Source organism: Bifidobacterium crudilactis (genome assembly GCF_000738005.1).
In the GTDB taxonomy this organism is placed as follows: Bacteria; Actinomycetota; Actinomycetes; order Actinomycetales; family Bifidobacteriaceae; genus Bombiscardovia; species Bombiscardovia crudilactis.
Genome location: NZ_JHAL01000002.1, coordinates 64693 through 81626, shown reverse-complemented (window position 1 = coordinate 81626; position 16934 = coordinate 64693). Strand labels below are relative to the sequence as shown.

Below are 16934 nucleotides of genomic sequence, written 5' to 3'. Positions count from 1 at the left end.
CAATCATGGCTTCAAGAAGTTCGTCGCACAGCATGACCGACAAGGCCCTCAACGCTTCACAGCAACTTTCCGCATTGACCGACAAGGGCCCTCTGGGAGGGTTCAAGAAGTTCATCTCCCGCGGTTCCATGGTTGATATGGCTGTCGGCGTGGTCATGGGCGCCGCCGTGACCGCCGTGGTCAACTCCATCGTCAAGTCCTTCATCAGCCCGCTGATCGCCATGATTTTCGGCAAGGCCGACATGTCCAAGCTGCTGACCCTGACCTACAACGGCGCCACCATCTCATTCGGTGCGATCATCGGTGAAATCATCAACTTCCTGATCGTCGCCGCCGCCGTGTACTTCTGCATTATTCTGCCGATCAACAAGCTGCGCGATATGACCCGCGCCGCCACCGGAGTCGAGGAAGAGGAATCACCGGCAGAGCCCAGCCCGGAAGAACAGACCGTCGTGCTGCTTCAGGAGATTCGCGACCAGTTGAACAACGGTTCGCCGAGCAGTCCGAGCGCCATCAATCCTTCTCTGCGCTGAACACACCCCAGTGAGGTGGAAGCTCGCCCAGGATACGCTGATCGTCATCGGCGTCCTGGGCGCTTTTCGTTGTCATGTCACCCGGTTCTTCCTTCACGCCGTCCGCGTCGAAGCGTTCGGTGCCTTTCAGAACCACACGCCTGTGCGCTTTCCTCGGTGAAGAGGGCTGCCCTGCTGCGCTCATTGAAGATCACCATACATCTGGGCCAGCTGAGCGACGATGCGGTCCACCTCTTTCTCGGGATTCACGAATGCAGCCACACTCCAGACCGTGATGACTGACCAGCCGAGCATCTGCAGATCCTCCGTGATGAAACGATGCCGTGCCCGAGTCGATTGAATGCTCATGAAATCAGCGTTGTCGGTCAGAACGGCGAGTCCGAAGGCCTTGCCTTTGATTCCCACGACCAGCGGAATCCTCGGCCCCTTCTCGCTGCCGTAATCAACGGCTACCTGCAGACCTCTTGCCTTGATGCGCTCCGCAAGATCGTTGAGGAGAATATCGGAACCCGATTCATGCGCGACGGGAAGCCCCTCGGTACCTGCATGATTCAATTGCTCCGCCCAGGCCAACAGCACCTTCAGCAGCTGCGGCCCGGATTGGTGAATTCGCTCGTCCTCCAGGTCCTGCGATGAGAAGGAACTGACGATATCAAGGTTGCGATTGGCAAGCGCCAAAGCGTCAAGAAGCATTCCCTGACCACCTTCGCCCTCAAGCTCGCCGAACTGCTGCAACAGACGACCATGCATGGTCTTGGCGAATCCGAGGGACAGAATCACGTCGCTCGCCCGCGCACCCGCCACCTCGTCGAGTCCGATGATTCTGACATGTCTAAGGAAAGCCCCGAAAGCCTTGTCCTTTGCCGCGCATGACTTCAACTCCGCACCCAACCTGGTGCGGTGAGTGGGAGACAAGGTCACCACGCTGAGCAGATAGGAGGCCGGAACGATGGTAAAGCTGCGCGCACGATGCCTGAGCATCTCGACGACCTTGTCGATCTCCTGCTGGCTGGATTCGACCAGCCCCGAGGACATCACCGGGACGCCGCTGCCTTCGACACGGGTGTACGTCACCACTCCGCGAGCATTCTCCGAAGCCGGGTCTACCTGCAGCTCGCCATAGCCATGGTCGCGCAGGAAGCCCGACAACTGCGGCGCTCGGCGATCGGGCCTGGTACGCACGGGAACTCGTATCAGCATGCCCATCAATGCCTTGAGACCCTCCGAGGTCACCGTCGGACCATGGGCGATGACGACCACCTGACGAACACGGCTGAGAATGCTCAGCAACTCGATCGACGGGACGTGGGCAGCTGCATCGATTATGGCCACATCGGTCAGCTGTTCGGGCTCGGTGAGAGCCGCAAGCGTTGCGGGAGTAGCTATCAGAATGGGCTTGGCGGCAGAGAACAGGGTCGGATGCGCCTGACGCAACTTGCTCAGCGGCAGCTTATGTCTCCCGGCAAGCAGCGTGTGCAGCTGATTCGCTTCCTGGGTACGCGCGAACAGCTGTTCCGAAAGCCTCCTGGTAGCCTCCTGAGCGACCATCGCGCCCACGCTGCGCACATGCTCGGTATCGACTTGGTTGAAGCGCTCGGCGGCATTGGACAAGGCCGAACCGTCCTGGTTCGAGATGATTGCCGAGGAACGTACGATGTCCTCGAAGACGGTGGTCCACCAGGCGAGTTGCAGTTCCGCCGCGACACCTTCACGTTTGACGCGACGTGCGTGCAGATCCTCCACCAGCTCACCGAGCCCCATGGTCTGGAAATCGCGTTCGAGCGTGCTGCGTTCAGGCAAGGATTCGAGAGCCAGATGGTCCTCGAACAAGCGCCTGAGTCTGTTCTCCACATCGTTGAGGCCGATGGACTCCAAATCACCGCCTTCAGGCGTGGATGCAAGAACGACGTTCAGGGCGGTCATATCGCGTGAGACCGCATCCTCGGTCTCGATGATGTCATCCAGACGATTCGGTAGAACGGGCCAGCCTCCATGAGGCACCAGGGTGCGCCACTGCGCCGACTGCTTGGCCACGACGACCAGGGCATCGTGCAGATTCTCGACCTGCGCGCCCGCTCTCAGCAGACTCTTGGCCTCCTTAACATGACGGCGGCGCTCCCAGAATCCCATCGAGGTGCCTTCGGTCTTGCGCTTCGCCTTCGACTTCGATGCCTCTATCATCGCGGCGATGTCGCGTTCGAAAATCTCCGGCTGGAACACGTCGAGCACGCGCCTGAGATTCTTGAGGACGGCGACTTGCCGGCTCCAGTCCTGGGCTGTTGCGGGAACGGGGAAACCGCAGGTGTTGACCGTCGCGGCGACCTGCGTGCGTGTGGCGGGGAGCAGGTTCTCCAGCATCCGCACCACGCGCTCATACGCGCCCACGGCTTCATCCTCGGTGAACAGCCCTGCGTGATACCACGCCGTGTCGTCCGGGCCGATGGTGAACTCTCCGAGTTCTGCGGCACGCTCGAGTTTCTGACACCACTGCTTCATCGAAGAGACCAGGCTTCGCGTGGTCTGCGGACTCAACCTGACGTGCGTTGCCGGATGAGAGGGCAGCGCGGCGATATTGGCCAGATTCTGAATGGTCTGGTATGCGCTGACGCCCCACTGCTCGCTAATCCCGTGCAAATCACCAAGATACCGGGTGAGCCGTGAACGCACGCCGACAAGCTCGTCGGCGAGTTGGTCGAAATGCGCCGAAGCGCTCCCCGGCTGGAATCCCACCGCGTTGATGAGCTGGCGGTCTATGGCCTTGTTGGTATCGCCTTCGGTGATGTCCAGCATCAAATCGTTCATTTCGCTGCTGCGCAGTTCCTGAGCGAATTGCCTCTTCTGATCTGCCACACAGGGCACGTAGAGCACGCTTCTGCCATTCATCACGCACCGCGAGGCGATTGCCGCAGCGTGCACTGCGCCCGCCTTGCCATTAGGTTCGTCGACGAATACGGACTTGCCTGCCGCGGCCAGGAAGGAGGCGTATCTCACGGAGTTGTCTACATCGCCTATATCGAATTCCGCATGGGGATCGGCGTCGAAAGGACTGAATTCCGGCACTTCCTGATGACTGAGTTCCTCGATGGACTTGCGGTCACCCGCCAGCGCGTCCAGAACCGTATTGCCCAAGGGGCCGTCTTCAAGGTCGTCGATGATCTGCAGGCTCTCACCCATCAGCAGAGCAGAGGGCTCTACGAAGCAGCCCAGAATCACCTTACGGTCAATGGTGAAGTCCTGAATCAGATGCTGCGCCTGCCCCGAAATCACACTGAACAGGGCGGATGTCTCAGGCGTTCCGCCCTCGTAATGAGAAGAGTCGAAAAGCTCCTTCGAATCTATCCCGATTCCTCGTTCGCGCAGTGCGGACACCAGAGCGCTGTTGATGCCGACTTTGCCGGTGAAGCGGATGGATGATTTGGAGAAGGAGGCCGCGTTTCTCTCGATGGTCACGGGGTACAGCAGCACCGGCATGGAGTTGCCCTGCCATGTGGCGACTCCGATGATAAGCGACAATTCGGCGCAGCCGCTGATGCGTTCCTTGGTTGCCCTGTCATCCAACACCCGTTCCAAACGACGGTTCGCAGCTCTCAGCATGCCGTTATCACGGAACAGTCCATCCAGATGCACCTGCCCGCTGGCGAAAAGCTGCGCTATGCCGGAAGGGTGTGCATGGGTCAGGTCGAGGCTGGCGGAGAGTTGTGAAATATCCTCCAGAGGTGTGGAACCGACGCCCGCTTGGTATGAGCGGCGCCACTGACGAATGCGTTCAAGCGAAAGCGGCTCATTACTCGGCGCGCCCGTTGCTTCCGTCTCGGAGATACCCTGTGATTCACTCATTCATTACTCACTTCCGTGTCGCCGCCAAATACTCCTGATATCCCTTGTTCTTGGACAGGGCGGTATCCACATCTTGATTGCCTTGAGCAGACAGCCAGGCATACAAATCGTCGTATAAAGCCACATTCATGGCCAGGAAAGGCAGCAGCTCCGGGTGTTTGGCCATCTCGAACTGCTCCGCGAAATCCCTGGTGTTCCGGGCATCGTCGGAGGTCATGCCCTCCACTTCCACCACAGGCTGGTGCTGGTCGAAATCGCCCTGAGACACACGCTCAAAAACAGAGCCCGGCTCGTATATCGCCGAGGACTGCAGAACCGCGCTCGTCGGCTGACCCGCATCCGAATGTTCGAAGGCTTCCTGCTCACGGGACTGTTCCTGCGACGAAAGCCGAGCGGCCGCCAGGGGTTCGAAGTGCACGGCATTCGCGGCCGTCTGTGCCGCTGCGGCACCTTGAGCCACCGCCGTTGGCAGCATCGTCGCGGAATCGTTGTCCGCGCTCGCTGCCGCACTCTTCACATTGCCTTCCTGAATACCGGCATCACCGGCATCACCGGCGAATACGCCATCCAACGCGTCGGCGAAGAGATCGCGCTGTGCATGGTCCGCGGGGTTCGCAACGTCATCCGCAGGCACGGTATCCTCCGACCCGGATGATTCCTGGTCATGTGAGGGGGCAGCCTGAACATCCGCCAGCTGCGGCTCGGAGCCTGCCGCTGGGACTCGATTCTCGTCAGCGCCCTCGGCATCGTCGGCGCCTTCACCCGTGGCGATGTCCTCGCCTGCGGCCTGTCCGTCGCTCCTGGTCGTCTGCTCATCATCCCGCTGCCCGGAGTCATCTGACTGGGTTCCCGCCAGAGGGTTGGAAGACGGTGACGAAGCAGCGACGGCCTTCGCTGCGCCATCGCGGATAGGTGACATGACCGTGGTGCTCTCCGCCTCATCATGGGCGGCATCCGACAGCCCTTGTTCCCGGGACTGCTCCTGTGACTCCGGAGCGCCGGACAACTTCGCCTGGATACCGGCCTGAACGCTGTTGTTCTGCAGAGGATGCGCGGCATCGCCCTCGGACGGCTCCTGGCCATACTCCTGCTGGTCCCTTATCGCCTGGTCGTGCAGGGCATGAATTCTGCTTCGCACGCTGCTGGCGTCGAATGCGCTCGTCGGTTCACCGGCACGCAGGTCCAGGATGTCATCAACGGACATATCTGCGGCATCCGGTTCTTTGGCCGCTTCGGACGTGGCATAGGTAAACAGGTCGGCAACGCTCTGAGCTGGCTTATCGTCGCGGGCGACCGAGACTTTGACGAAATCGACGGGCACGTCCCCGAACTGGAAACGCATCGGCGAACGCGGGAGCAGAAAGTCGGTATCCAGGGGCACCCTGATCAAACCGCCGTCGTTGCGCACGATGTAGGAACCGTTCGTGGAGCCACAGTCACGAAGCGTCGCCGAACCCGAAACCGTCACCGTGAAAACGGCATGACGTTTCGACATGGATTTGGTGCTGTCCGGAACATCAAGACGCCGGACATCATCGCCCGCTATGGGACGCATCGGCTTTCTGCCGATTTCGATACTCTCGCCAGGCGCCACTGAGACGTCTTCCGCACCACTGACTTTGACGATCCACTGCTGCGACGGTCGCTGCTCACCACTCACTGCTGTCGTCCTCCCTGAAAAATGTCCAAGACTACACACTACCTGTCATTGTGTCATGAAAACACTGGATGGTGAGGGATATTGGCGGCATTCTCCCATAATCATTGAATTCGACACCACTCTTGCACCCCCTTGACCGCATCAGAGGCTTCGCTAGCCGTGAAATAGCTGCCGTATTGCAAATTCGAGGGGTTTTGAGACCGAAGACATACATAAGTTGCGTTTGTGTAGGGATTTCTATGTACAACCGCGCATGATGGGGCGAATTTCCGAGGAATTCCGTCAATGTGAATCAGACGGACGGTATCTCATCGCAGAAATCCCTACACAAACGACAGACACCGACATATATTGACATCGTCAGCTCTCAAATTGTGCGTACGCATGCAAAAACCCCGCGTACATTCGCCATTCGCAAGGAACAGTGAGCGCATGCGGGGTTTTGGACAGCGATAACTACTTGAGTTCGACAGTCGCGCCGGCCTCTTCGAGAGCGGCCTTGGCCTTGTCGGCGTCTTCCTTCTTGGCCTTCTCGAGAACAGCCTTAGGAGCTGAGTCAACGAGACCCTTCGCCTCGGCGAGACCAAGGTTGGTCAGGGCGCGAACGGCCTTGATGACCTGGATCTTCTTGTCACCGACGGAGGACAGGATGACGTCGAACTCATCCTTCTCTTCCTCGGCAGCACCTGCGGCTGCACCGGGGGCAGCGGCGACGGCGGCTACGGGAGCAGCAGCTTCGACGTCGAATTCGTCCTCGAACTTCTTGACGAAGTCAGAGAGCTCGACCAGGGTCATTTCCTTGAACGCGTCAAGGAGCTCATCAGCAGAGAGCTTAGCCATAATGGCTTCCTTTCATTCATACGATTCCACACCCTACGGTGCGAATCGCCACATCTTCTTGTTGTTACCAGTGAGACAGCCAAAGCCACGGAATACACCGCGGTGATTATCAGGCGGCCTGCTCCTGCTTCTCGCGCAGCGCATCGATCGTACGTACGGCCTTGGTAGGCAGTGCGACGAAGGCGAATGCCGCCTTGGCCATCGTGCCCTTGAGCGCGCCGGCCATCTTGGAAAGCAGAACCTCGCGGGATTCGAGATCCGCGAGCTTGGTTACACCCTCGGCGTCATAGATGGTTCCGTCTGCGAAACCGCCCTTGACGACGAGCTGTTTGTTTGCCTTGTTGAAGTCACGCAAGGTCTTTGCTGCCTGGACATAATCGCCCTTGACGAAGGTGATGGCGGTGGGTCCGGCGAGCAATTCGTCGAGTCCGTCTACACCAGCCTCCTTGGCTGCAATGCGTGCGAGCGTGTTCTTCGCCACGGCATAGGAAGTATCGCGGCCTAGTTTGTCACGCAGGTCTGCGATCTGCGGGACACTGAGCCCGCGGTACTCGGTGAGCAGGATTGCGTCGGCATCACGGAATTTACCCGTAAGCTCTGCAACCACCTCTTCCTTTTCGGGCCTTTTCATGGCGTTCCTTCCTAAAGCGGCCGTCAATCGGATTGCATTCGCAACCAGTGATGCACGCACATCTGATAAGCGCAAATCAGGGCAATAAAAAAGCCCCGCACGCAGGCGGAGCATCAATCTCGGTTCGTTTTGCGCTCTCGCGCCACGAACACCCGTGAAGGGCAATCAATCTCAACCTGCGATGGCTTGGCGAACCAAACTTCGTGAACCAAATAGTTCCAACCAACGGTCTGTGGTTTACATCGTGCGACTCTACACGCAGTTGCCGACCACCGCAAGTTCACGGATGTTCCCGGCCGCCCCGAGCGTGTGCGACACCAGAGAGTTAGATAACTGCACTAAAAGGACAGCAATATGGTAAAAATTTCTCCGAAAAGCTGTCCTTTTAGTGCAGTTATCGTATTAGATGGCCCCATACACGCCGAAAAGTCATTTGTCTCAGGTTCAGAGCTGCGTGAGAATCCGGATGACCAGACGCGCGGCGGTATCCGCATATTCGCTGATGTCGAATTCCTTGAACACCTCGTAATCGGTATCGGCGTTATCACTGAGCGCACGGATCACCAGAGCCGGCACCTCGTTGCGTGCGGCGACATGAGCGACGGCCGCGCCTTCCATCTCCACCGCGTCGGCACCGGTCTCCCGGACGACCTGTTGCGTCTTCTCCGGAGTATCGACGAAATAATCGCCTGAGGCGATGATGCCCACGATATGGGTGATGTCCATCTGCGACAGCGCTCTATCGGCCACATCCAGCAGATGACCGTCGGAATGGAATTCCTCGGTTTTGGGTGCGAACTGCCCGATAAGACGCATATCCGAATCCAGATAGCGCAAGGTGCCGCCGAGCACCACATCGTTGATATGCAGGGAAGGATTCAGATTGCCCGCTATACCGGAGAAGATGACCGCTCCGGGCCGATACACGTCGATGAGATGCTGCGTCGTCGCTGCGGCGTTGACCGTGCCCATGCCGCCAACCGTCGCGACCACCCTGATGTCGCCGCCGTCATCCTTGTGAAGCGTCCCGCTGACCACGTCGAGACCCGCCCGTCGTGAGGCTTCCATGTGCTCGACGTCATGAAGCGACCGGGCGATAAGATTCACTTCTTCTTCCAGAGCGCCGATAATCGCCACCGCCTGCTGCGAAGCGCCGACCTGCCGTGAAGTTTCAGTGCCTTGCTGTTCCGTCATACCAATTCTCCTGTTCTACGCTCATTCGAGCATAGCCGGGGGAATACCGGAAACGAAGGAGCGCGTGTATACGGTTCGTCTTGCGCCTAATTCCATCGGCGAGTGCTGACCGCATCGGCCAACTCCCGAAGAAGCCGTTCGGTATCCGGCCAGGAAATACACCTGTCGGTGATGGACTTGCCGTACACCAGCTGAGCGAGGGGTGCGGCGGGCTGATTGCCGCCCTCGATGAAGCTCTCCATCATCAGACCGGTGATGCCCTGCTCCCCTGCGGCGATACGCGAGGCGATATTGCGCACGACCTGCATCTGACGGTGCTCGTCCTTGCCGGAATTGCCGTGGGAGGCATCGATTACCAGGCCATGCGCGGCGGCTGATTGCGCGGGCAACTCCCTCCGCACGCTCTTCATGGCCTCACGCACCGAAGCCTGGTCGAAATTCGGGCCGTGCGACGAACCACGCAGGACCACATGGCAATCCGGGTTGCCGAGCGTCTCGACGGCCGCCGCACGTCCCTCGTGGTCAATGCCGAAGAAGGTGTGCTGCTGTGCTGCCGTGAAGCACCCGTCCACAGCGGCCTTCACGCTGCCGTCGGTGGCGTTCTTGAAGCCGACGGGCATGGACAGACCACTGGCGAGCTGGCGGTGAATCTGGCTTTCGGTGTTGCGAGCGCCAATCGCCCCCCAGGTGATGGCATCGGAAATGAACTGCGGGGATGTCGGTTCCAGAAACTCCGTCGCCGCAGGCAGTCCTGTGCTCAGAACGTCCAGAAGAATCTTTCGCGCAAGAAGCAGACCCTTGCGGATGCGATGGCTGCCATCGATGTCCGGATCGTTGATCAACCCCTTCCATCCGACGGTGGTGCGCGGCTTCTCGAAATACACCCGCATCACGATCATCAGTTCCCCTTCGAGCTCCTTCTTCAGACGTGCCAGGCGTTGAGCATAGTCGAGGGCCGCACGAGGATCATGAACCGAGCAGGGGCCGACGATCACCAGCAGCCGATCGTCCTGCCCGTAGAGGCAGGCACGCAATTCATCGCGCGAATATGCGACCACATCGCGCGAAGCCTGCGTCAGCGGCAGATCGCTGAGTACACGAGCCGGTGTGGGCAAGGGGTCGAGTTCCAGCACGCGCCGGTTGACGATGGGGTCTATGCCGACTTCATCCTCCCAACGGGGAACCCCGTCGATCGACAGGGGATTCTCCCCGGCGGCTATCGCCTTGCGTACGGCGTCATGCTGCTCGGATTCATTCTCGGTGCGACTGCCATCCATCGGCTCCTCCATTCCCGACCTAGTGTACCCAACAGAGACAACTGCATCATCAGTGAAGTTATTTCCCTTAATTATGCTGATTGAACTTCACTGATGGTGCAGTTATCTGCCTGATTCCAGGTGACGTCGCGAGGTCACGGCATCTGCCAATGTGTGCAGGAGCTGATTGGTGCGTTCCCAGGGAATGCAAGGGTCGGTCACCGATTTCCCGTATACGAGTTGCGACAGGGGAGCCGGCTGCTGATTGCCCGCTTCGATGAAGCTTTCCATCATGATGCCCGAAATTCCGGTTTCGCCTGCGGCAAGCCTTGCCGCGATGCGCTCGACCACATCGGCCTCGATGACTTCGTCCTTGCCGGAATTGCCATGCGCTGCATCGATGATGAGCCCGTGCAGACTCGGCCCGCTGGCTTGGGAACGGCCCAGAGCCTGCATCGCGCTGCGGACCGATTCCGCATCATAGTTCGGACCGTGTGAGGAACCACGAAGTATCAGGTGGCAATCCGGATTACCCCGCGTCTCGGCGGCTATGACATGGCCGTCGAGGTTGATGGACAGGAAGTGATGCTCTGATGCGGCAGCAAAACAAGAATCGGCTGCAGCCTTCACGTTGCCGTCCGTCGAATTCTTGAAGCCTACCGGCATCGACAGTCCGCTGGCCAATTCACGATGGACCTGGCTTTCGGTGTTGCGCGCACCGATGGCACCCCAGCTCACCGCGTCCGAGAGATACTGCGGAGTGATCGGGTCCAGCCATTCAGTGGCGGCCGGTATGCCCGCGTCGAGCACATCGAGCAGGGTTCTGCGGGCGAGCCACATGCCTTTGCGGATATCGTACGTGCCATCGAGATCAGGGTCGTTGATAAGGCCCTTCCATCCAACGGTGGTTCGGGGCTTTTCGAAATACACGCGCATCACCATGACCAGACGGTCGCCAAGCTCATGGCTGACGGTGGCCAGGCGGCGCGCATAGTCCTTGGCGGCCGCGGGATCATGAATGGAACAGGGCCCTACGATCACCAGAAGGCGATCATCGCTGCCGCCGAGCACATGACGTACATCGTGGCGGGATTTCAGAACCAGATTCGCCTGTTCCGCGCCCAATGGCAGCTCCTTGATGAAGGAACGCGGAGCCGGAATGGGATCGAGCTGACGAATGTTCACGTCGACGGTTTCGGGAAAGACCGCCTGTTCGCCCAACCGTCGACGCTTCACATCTTCCGAACTGTCAGGCCCACGCAGCTCCGCCATCACATCTCCTCAACGACCGACTATTGTCAACAGCTTGTCCGGGCTCTCTCACTGCGAGGAGCCCTGATATCGCGACTCCCCACAATAGCGGATGTCAAGGCCTTCGCGCACCGAACATCCATACTCCATCCATACTCCATCCACACTGCGCATATGACGATGCGCACGACGGTGAGGGGCTGACATGTCACAGCCACTCGCATCGTCATGCGCATCTTCATCCAAGCCCTTGTCGACTTGTTGCCGTTCGGGGCATTCGCTCAGGCGAGCGCACCCATCGGGTCCCAGGCAGGAAGCATGATGGCAGGCTCTTCGAGAGCGTCAAGATATTCCTTCGGCAGCATCGACTTCGGTACGGCGACCTCATACACGAACTCGCTGAACCAAGGGTCGTCCATCGTGAAGTAGCCCTTATCGGCGATCTTGCATCCCCATGAGTTCTCCACCCTCCAGCGGCGGGTGGTGGAGCCGTCGTCAGCGACATCCACACCGACGAACGCCATCGCGTGGTTCATCGCCGAATCGGCGAAGCGCACACGCTGCTCCTTGTCCAAATCGAAATCGACGCCGTAGACGCGACCGTATTCGAAAAGATCCGTCGCCCATGCGCCGTTCTTCCGGTCCATCATCGGGTGGCAATCCGCGCCGAACCAGACCGGAATACCCTGCTCGCTGAGAATCTTGCGCACACAGTCCTTCATGAACTGTCCGGGAACGTTCAGATACTCGGTTGCAGCACCACCGACGACATTGCCCAGATGCTCGATGCCGATTTTGCGCCCCTTGGGATGTTCCGCACGAGGGTCGTCCACGAGGCATACATAGTCCTCGAGACCGGCGTCCACATACTTGTGCCAGAACTGCTGCGGTGTGACGCTGCCATCCCTGTGGAACTCGCCATCCGCATCGGTCCACTCCCAGTCGAAGCTCGTCGGCGGCGTGCCGAGGTGGATGGTGAGCATGCGATGCCCAGCCTCGACGGTGTCCTTCATGATGCGCTCGATGTCGGCGCCCTCGGCATACATATGGGCAACGGCCTGGTGCAGCAGCGCACGGAGCTGATGATTCATCTCGGTGGTGTTCTTGGATGACGCTGTCTCAGGGAAGAGATCCTTCGGCACCGCACCATACTTGGTGTAGACGTTCATGGCCATCGTCCACTGTCCGCCGTCACCCATCACGTCCTGCAGCAGATGCTGAATCAGACGGGAATCGCTGGGCTCGCCCTGACGTATCAGCGCCGCGACGTCCTGTACGAAATAGTTGATGCGCTCCAGCTTGTCGAAGTACATCGCATAGTTCTGCGAAAACTCGAATTCCTTGAGATTCAGCGCGCGCTTGGCGATGAACCGTGCTACGTTCAGCGAGCTGAACAGCCAGCAACGGCCCGAACGCTCCTGCGAGGTCACCTCCCCGTTATCGACCGTCACGGAGAAGCGACGTTGAAGCAGACGGGATCTGTCGTAATTGCGGGAGACCTCGCCTATGCCTGCCGCCGTCACCGCATTCATCGCCACTCTGTTGGCGGAGCTCGAAGCGAATTGCGTATTCAACCCGGTCAGCGTCTGTTGATCCAAGGGCTTAAGGGTATCTGTCATTTGATGTTATTCCTTCATCTACACATAATTCATTTACATATGATTCATCCGCACGGCACTCCCCACACAGTGCTCATACGGACAGTGCTTATCGCCCGTATCGGATGATCCCTGTGCCATCCTATATCACGTTTATACCGGCTCAATAATTGACGTATGCACTCGCTTTGTGTTACCTTTATCATTATGAGTAATTCTACAACGTTGACCATCAGGTTGGATGCAGACATCAAGGATGCGGCACGTCGCCGTGCGCAGCGCCTGGGTATCTCGCTCGGCACACTCGTTGAAAATGATTTGCGACGTTTCATTAACGGACACCCTATCGTCATTGACGACGATTCCTTCGTCCCTACCGAACGGCTGCTAGCAGACATCGATAAAGCGGAGGGCGAACTACGCGACGGCGAAACCACATCCGTGCCAGCCAGCGACATCGGTCAATATCTTGATAACTTGTCTGGGAAAAGCCAGTGAAGATAGATCGCTTTGAAACGACGAAGCAATTCAATCGATCGTTTATCAAGCTCAGGCAGGGAGAACAGGCAAGAGTCAAGGCCTCACTAGTGAAAGCCAGTATCAACGTTAGGCAACTGTGCAAAGAGGCACATGAAGCCACGTAATTCTCGCGCTTCATATGCCTCTTCGTACAGTTACGACCTGGAATGCATTCACCACACGGTTCTCGTCTCAGTCGTTGTCCTGGTCAGGCACCTTGTTCACAACCGGCACATCGGGGCCGTCCTCGTGACCCTGCTCGGATTCCTGGTCCCCCGCTTTGCCGGAGTCCTCATTGCGCGATGAATTGCGCGATGAATTGTGCGATGCGTCCTGCGACGAGTCGTCGTCCAAGGAAAATGCCCCGAAGGACTTTGCGAAGATGGAGCGCAGCTCATCGACCCTTGCGGTGATGGTCGCCTCGCGCTGCTGCAATTTGGCGATTCTGCCGTTCAGACCTTCCAGCTCCTCCTGAGCGGCGGTACGGCGTTCATCGACCAAGGCTTGAGCCTGCTCCTCGGCCTTGTGCAACATGGCCGCTGATTCATGCTCGGCCTGGGCACGTTTCTCCGCCGCATATGCGTCCGCCTCCTCACGGGAGGCCTTGGCCTGGCCAAGAAGGTCCTCGGTCTCCTTTGCCGTCTGCACCCTGCGCTCTTCGAGATGCTTGAGCAGTTCGTTGACCTTCGCCGTGGCCTCATCTTGCTGAGCCGAAATATCCGCACGAATCTGCTGAACCTCTGCGGAGACCTTGGACATCGTATCCGCACGTGTCACGACAGCCTCGTCCACAATCTGCTGGGCTTTGGCGCGTGCATCGTCGGTGATCTCGCCCGCCTTGCGCTTGGCGTCCGTCAGGGTCTTCGAGACCTGCTCGCGCACATCGCCCAGACGCTTGTTCGCTTCGGCAAGCGCCTGTTGAATCTGGTCGTTGGCCTCTCCCTTAAGCCGGGTGATCTCGGCATCAGCCTGCTGGCGCTGTTCCGCGATCTTGCGAGCCGCTTCAGCCTGAGAGACGGAAATCTCATGCTCCTGGGACGCCCGTTCCGCAGCCAGACGCTTCGTATGCTCCTCACGTGAATTCTGCAGTTCCAAGTCAAGTGCCTGACGCTGCTCGGCGACGGTTTTGGCGGCGCTGGACTTCTGCTGTTCAGCCTGCTGCCGTGCGGCGGTCGTAATCGTCTTGGCCTGATCCTCGGCATTGCTGATAATCGACTTGGATTTGGCCTGCGTCTCGTCCATCAGACGACGCGAATCGATTTTCGCGTTATTGATGAGGGTATCCGCCTCCTCCTGCGCCGAACGTCGAGTGGTGGCGGCATCCTGCTTGGCACGGTTGAGCAGTTCCGTGCTGGTCTGCTCGGCGGAAGCCAGAAGCTGCTGTGCGTTGGCGCCCAGAGACGCGAACGAGTCCTTCGACCCTTTGCTCTTCCTTGCCTTCTCCTCCTGCAGTTCGGCTTCCAATTTCAGCACGCGCTCGTCATACGCACGTATCTGTTCCCTAAGACGCGCTATGTTCTCCTGCAGACCGGAAAGCGCGGCATCCACCCGTTCCTTGTCATAGCCGCGTAACGCAATCGGAAAATTGTCCGCCATATTCACTCCTGTCACCATCACTGTGCTTGCGCCGACCGCCCATTAGCCGACGTACATCCATGTCAGCACTGTAGCTCACAAAACGCGAAAAGTTCTTCAATGATTTCCATCCGACACATTCTCAGCGCAACACGCCGCACAGCCTCCGTGCAGTCGATTCGCAACGCTCCCGACGGATTCGCGCCAGCATCTCACACCAGCAGAATATCCGACGCGGTCGGCTCCTGGAAGTAGCGCACGCTCCTGCTGACGACCGCCTGCCCTGCAGCTATCTGCTGTTTCAACGGCAGGCCGTATTCGTGACTCGCGGACTCGTTGACGAGAGGGAAACTGACGAAGCCTGAAAGCACATGCTCCTGTTGTGAGGTCCAGTTGAGCAGATTGTAGAACAGGCTGTTGCACACATAGGTACCGGCATCCGAACTCAGGGTCGCGGGAATGCCATGCGAACTGAAATCGGAGAGTATGGAGCGCAGAGGCAGTCGGGTCCAGTACGCGGCCGGGCCGTCGGGCCTAACGGGAATCAGGTCACCGGTACTCTGGTCGTGCTCGTCGTTTGACGCGTCACGAAGGTTGGTGGCGCATCGTTCGAGGGCGATTCCACGCGCGGCGTGCTTCAAGCCTGTCGCCACCACCACGTTGGGATGCACCCGGTCAAGCACCTGTCTGAGCATCGGCCAGGCCTGCGAGAAGCTTACGGGCAGACTTACGGCCGTGATGGTGACATCCACGCCTTCCAGAGCGCCGTCATCGCCGGAAAGCGGCATCAGACCCTGATTCTCAAGTGCCCTGGGCACCTCGTATGAGGGGTTGACCTCGACATCCTCATATCGGTCGAACCCGGAAACCACGACGTTGAACTTCTCCATGCCCCAAGTCTATATCGAATAACGTCCGTCGTCGGAAGGCCATTGGGAGATAACTGCACTAAAAGGACAGCAATCAGGCAATAATTTCTCCGAAAAGCTGTCCTTTTAGTGCAGTTATCTCTTGCGAGCATCCGATGCACGCCTTGAGGGAATCCGCTACGCCCTCTTCGTTGTGCAAATGTTCACTAACGTCGAATCTTTGCGGGTTCATCGCCAGACCATTCCTTCCACCGGCGATGCCTGTCAAGCACCGGGCCGTTTATGACTCGTCCAACCGTCGCCTTCGGTGCCGTGCATGTTCTCAGATTCCTGGAGAGGGTTCTCCCAAGGCCTGTTCGAGCATCCGATGCACCACTCCTCTGGCATCGGCCCGTTTGCGTTCCTCGGCGATGTGCTCGGCACGGGGAATATCCTCTTTGCGGGTGATTTTCATGTTGTCGGGCGAACCGGCAACGACCGCCACCTCCACTTCGGGCAGATACTCGACCACCGCACGCGTGTCGTCGGTGGGATGAAACTCCTCGTCGGAGGAGGCGAGCTCGTAGGCTCGCACAATGGTACGGAACCTGAAGGCCTGCGGGGTTTGCGCGCGAAAGGTGCTCTCGCGTTCCGGCACGCTCCCGATGACTCTGCGATCCCCCGAATCATGTGTGATGAGCACGGTGTCGGTGGATTGCACGGCCAAAGTGGCCGCATCGTATGCGTCAAGCGCGTCGATGCATGAAATGATGGCATCACCGGTGACGAAGGGCCGCGCAGCATCGTGAATCAGAATCTTCGCCTGTGCGGGGATGCCTGCGGAGGACAATGTCTGCAAGGCTTCCATGGTACTGTCCGCACGCTCGGCACCGCCTGGAATCACCATACGCACTTTGACGTAATCCTTCAGCGCTTGCTCCACCTGCTCTCGCACCTGGGGATTCACTACAACAACCACATCACTCACCTGCGGGCACTTGTCAAAAGCCTCGACGGACCAGGACACAAGTGTCTTGCCATCGATTTCCAGCAGCTGCTTGGGCTGCTGAGCATCGAAACGGGTCCCGAATCCTGCGGCCAGCACCACCGCGACCACCGGAACGGTCTCCTGGCCGTCAAGGTCGCGGGGTTTGACGTCGTCACCCATTGCACTGTTGGCATCGTCTGCGTT

General features: G+C 58.8%; 14 protein-coding genes. 2 read left to right on the top strand and 12 right to left on the bottom strand.

Annotated elements, in window-relative coordinates:
• Window positions 1-5: 5 nt before the first annotated feature.
• Window positions 6-533: a large conductance mechanosensitive channel protein MscL gene (gene mscL, locus DB51_RS02545; protein WP_034251470.1), complete on the top strand. Its 528-nt coding sequence runs from the start codon at window positions 6-8 to the stop codon at window positions 531-533.
• On the opposite strand, the gene DB51_RS02540 is transcribed toward mscL, so the two are convergent.
• From DB51_RS02540 to DB51_RS02500, 9 genes are all read right to left on the bottom strand, one after another.
• A complete protein-coding gene (locus DB51_RS02540) occupies window positions 514-717 on the bottom strand; it encodes a hypothetical protein (protein ID WP_034251467.1) in 204 nt (67 codons plus the stop codon). The two genes, mscL and DB51_RS02540, sit on opposite strands and share 20 nt — an antisense overlap.
• Window positions 714-4370: a hypothetical protein gene (locus tag DB51_RS02535; RefSeq protein WP_051867212.1), complete on the bottom strand. Its 3657-nt coding sequence runs from the start codon at window positions 4368-4370 to the stop codon at window positions 714-716. The genes DB51_RS02540 and DB51_RS02535 overlap by 4 nt, the downstream gene beginning before the upstream one ends.
• A 7-nt stretch (window positions 4371-4377) precedes the next feature.
• A complete protein-coding gene (locus DB51_RS02530; RefSeq protein WP_034251465.1) occupies window positions 4378-6030 on the bottom strand; it encodes a variant leucine-rich repeat-containing protein in 1653 nt (550 codons plus the stop codon).
• A gap of 456 nt (window positions 6031-6486) precedes the next feature.
• Window positions 6487-6870 (bottom strand): 50S ribosomal protein L7/L12, encoded by a 384-nt coding sequence (gene rplL, locus DB51_RS02525; protein WP_034251463.1) that lies wholly within the window; start codon window positions 6868-6870, stop codon window positions 6487-6489.
• 109 nt (window positions 6871-6979) lie between these two features.
• The gene (rplJ, locus tag DB51_RS02520; protein ID WP_034251460.1) at window positions 6980-7501 is read right to left on the bottom strand and encodes a 50S ribosomal protein L10; all 522 of its coding nucleotides are present in this window, start codon (window positions 7499-7501) and stop codon (window positions 6980-6982) included.
• A gap of 444 nt (window positions 7502-7945) precedes the next feature.
• A complete protein-coding gene (mtnN, locus tag DB51_RS02515; RefSeq protein ID WP_051867211.1) occupies window positions 7946-8695 on the bottom strand; it encodes a 5'-methylthioadenosine/S-adenosylhomocysteine nucleosidase in 750 nt (249 codons plus the stop codon).
• A gap of 86 nt (window positions 8696-8781) precedes the next feature.
• A complete protein-coding gene (locus DB51_RS02510; protein ID WP_034251456.1) occupies window positions 8782-9972 on the bottom strand; it encodes a 3-deoxy-7-phosphoheptulonate synthase in 1191 nt (396 codons plus the stop codon).
• Window positions 9973-10074: 102 nt separating this feature from the next.
• Window positions 10075-11223: a 3-deoxy-7-phosphoheptulonate synthase gene (locus DB51_RS02505; protein WP_034251453.1), complete on the bottom strand. Its 1149-nt coding sequence runs from the start codon at window positions 11221-11223 to the stop codon at window positions 10075-10077.
• A gap of 260 nt (window positions 11224-11483) precedes the next feature.
• Window positions 11484-12821, bottom strand: coding sequence for a C1 family peptidase (locus DB51_RS02500; RefSeq protein WP_034251450.1), 1338 nt, complete (start codon window positions 12819-12821; stop codon window positions 11484-11486).
• A gap of 186 nt (window positions 12822-13007) precedes the next feature.
• On the opposite strand from DB51_RS02500, the gene DB51_RS02495 reads away from it, so the two are divergent.
• Complete coding sequence (locus tag DB51_RS02495; protein WP_156958199.1) at window positions 13008-13298, top strand: hypothetical protein; 291 nt, start codon at window positions 13008-13010, stop codon at window positions 13296-13298.
• 213 nt (window positions 13299-13511) lie between these two features.
• On the opposite strand, the gene DB51_RS02490 is transcribed toward DB51_RS02495, so the two are convergent.
• The 3 genes from DB51_RS02490 to ispD all read right to left on the bottom strand — a co-directional run bounded on the left by DB51_RS02490 (window position 13512) and on the right by ispD (window position 16910).
• Window positions 13512-14915 (bottom strand): DivIVA domain-containing protein, encoded by a 1404-nt coding sequence (locus DB51_RS02490; RefSeq protein WP_156958198.1) that lies wholly within the window; start codon window positions 14913-14915, stop codon window positions 13512-13514.
• 191 nt (window positions 14916-15106) lie between these two features.
• Window positions 15107-15784, bottom strand: coding sequence for a pyroglutamyl-peptidase I (locus tag DB51_RS02485; protein ID WP_034251443.1), 678 nt, complete (start codon window positions 15782-15784; stop codon window positions 15107-15109).
• 301 nt (window positions 15785-16085) lie between these two features.
• Complete coding sequence (gene ispD / locus DB51_RS02480) at window positions 16086-16910, bottom strand: 2-C-methyl-D-erythritol 4-phosphate cytidylyltransferase (RefSeq protein WP_051867440.1); 825 nt, start codon at window positions 16908-16910, stop codon at window positions 16086-16088.
• Window positions 16911-16934: the final 24 nt, after the last annotated feature.

What these genes read in the sequence shown, in the direction of transcription:
- mscL (WP_034251470.1), top strand. Translation starts at nt 6, where the DNA reads ATGGCTTCAAGAAGTTCGTCGCACAGCATGACCGACAAGGCCCTCAAC.
- DB51_RS02540 (WP_034251467.1), bottom strand. Translation starts at nt 717, where the DNA reads ATGAGCGCAGCAGGGCAGCCCTCTTCACCGAGGAAAGCGCACAGGCGT.
- DB51_RS02535 (WP_051867212.1), bottom strand. Translation starts at nt 4,370, where the DNA reads ATGAGTGAATCACAGGGTATCTCCGAGACGGAAGCAACGGGCGCGCCG.
- rplL (WP_034251463.1), bottom strand. Translation starts at nt 6,870, where the DNA reads ATGGCTAAGCTCTCTGCTGATGAGCTCCTTGACGCGTTCAAGGAAATG.
- rplJ (WP_034251460.1), bottom strand. Translation starts at nt 7,501, where the DNA reads ATGAAAAGGCCCGAAAAGGAAGAGGTGGTTGCAGAGCTTACGGGTAAA.
- mtnN (WP_051867211.1), bottom strand. Translation starts at nt 8,695, where the DNA reads ATGACGGAACAGCAAGGCACTGAAACTTCACGGCAGGTCGGCGCTTCG.
- DB51_RS02510 (WP_034251456.1), bottom strand. Translation starts at nt 9,972, where the DNA reads ATGGATGGCAGTCGCACCGAGAATGAATCCGAGCAGCATGACGCCGTA.
- DB51_RS02505 (WP_034251453.1), bottom strand. Translation starts at nt 11,223, where the DNA reads ATGGCGGAGCTGCGTGGGCCTGACAGTTCGGAAGATGTGAAGCGTCGA.
- DB51_RS02500 (WP_034251450.1), bottom strand. Translation starts at nt 12,821, where the DNA reads ATGACAGATACCCTTAAGCCCTTGGATCAACAGACGCTGACCGGGTTG.
- DB51_RS02495 (WP_156958199.1), top strand. Translation starts at nt 13,008, where the DNA reads ATGAGTAATTCTACAACGTTGACCATCAGGTTGGATGCAGACATCAAG.
- DB51_RS02490 (WP_156958198.1), bottom strand. Translation starts at nt 14,915, where the DNA reads ATGGCGGACAATTTTCCGATTGCGTTACGCGGCTATGACAAGGAACGG.
- DB51_RS02485 (WP_034251443.1), bottom strand. Translation starts at nt 15,784, where the DNA reads ATGGAGAAGTTCAACGTCGTGGTTTCCGGGTTCGACCGATATGAGGAT.
- ispD (WP_051867440.1), bottom strand. Translation starts at nt 16,910, where the DNA reads ATGGGTGACGACGTCAAACCCCGCGACCTTGACGGCCAGGAGACCGTT.